The organism is Nitratidesulfovibrio liaohensis (assembly GCF_011682075.1).
GTDB classification, from domain to species: domain Bacteria; phylum Desulfobacterota; class Desulfovibrionia; order Desulfovibrionales; family Desulfovibrionaceae; genus Cupidesulfovibrio; species Cupidesulfovibrio liaohensis.
The window spans coordinates 1-959 of the sequence record NZ_VSMK01000646.1 but is presented as its reverse complement, the minus strand read 5'-3'; the positions used below and the strand labels follow the sequence as shown (position 1 = coordinate 959).

The following is a 959-nucleotide window of genomic DNA, read 5'->3' as shown; positions in this document are numbered from 1 at the left end:
GCGCGGCGACCTGCCCGGCCCCTTGGCCCGGCGGGCGCGCGCCCTTGCGGACGCGAACGGGGGAAACCCTGTGGGCCTCCCCCGCGACGCGATTCAACGATATGTGTACCGCCGCCTGCCGCGAACGGAAACATCCGCCCGCGCGCCGGTGGCAGTGACGCTCCGGCGGGGCCGGTCGGCCTAGCCTTTCTTCTTGCGCATGATGATCACCCGCTTCAGCGGGCCGTCGCCCTTGCTGCGGGTAACCACCTCTTCATCGTCCTGCAGGGTCACGTGCACCACCCGGCGGTGGTACGAGCTGAGCGGACGGGTGGATTGCGGCTTGCCGGTGGCGCGCACCTTTTCGGCCAGGTGCAGGGCGATGTCGCGCAGTTTGTCGTCCTGGCGTTCGCGGTAGTCGCCCGAATCCAGCTGCACCCGCACAGAGGCGCCGAGCTTGCGCGAAACGATGCGCGAGGCCAGGTACTGCAACGCCGACAGGGTCTGCCCCTCGCGGCCGATAAGCAACCCGGAATTCTCGCCGCAGTCCACGGAAACGTTGACGCGGCCTTCTGCCAGTTCCACGGAGAAGCCCGCTTCGCCGATGACCGGGGTAACCAGGCGCTCCATGACCTCCACGGCCACCTGGGTCACCTGCTCCCGGTCCAGCTGTTCCAGCGGAATTTCCGGCAGGCCGTCTCCGCCGTGCTCATCGGACCCGTCCAGCATGTCCAACATATCCGGCATATCCAGCCCTGCGTCACCGATGGGCCTATCGGGCCGGGGGTGCCGTTCCTGTCTAGACGGTCTTTCCGGACTGGCCGATCGGGCCGGGCGCTCGGCCCGTTCGGGCCGGTCGGAACGTTCGGGACGTTCAGACCGCTCGCCATTACGGCGAGGGCCGCCACGGCGGTCCTGCTGCCCCGGCAGTCCGGCGGATTCGCCATCCTGCGGCTGGCGTGCGGGACGCGGCCCACGCG

Annotated in this window: 1 protein-coding gene; it reads right to left on the bottom strand. The window is 69.4% G+C overall.

All coding sequences use genetic code 11. The features are described from left to right. Positions 1-180: 180 nt before the first annotated feature. Positions 181-708, bottom strand: coding sequence for a Jag family protein (locus FVW27_RS17120; protein WP_341806174.1), 528 nt, complete (start codon positions 706-708; stop codon positions 181-183). Positions 709-959 lie beyond the last annotated feature (251 nt).

Excerpts from the sequence above, each read along its gene's own strand:
- FVW27_RS17120 (WP_341806174.1), bottom strand. The coding sequence starts at position 708 with ATGCTGGACGGGTCCGATGAGCACGGCGGAGACGGCCTGCCGGAAATT.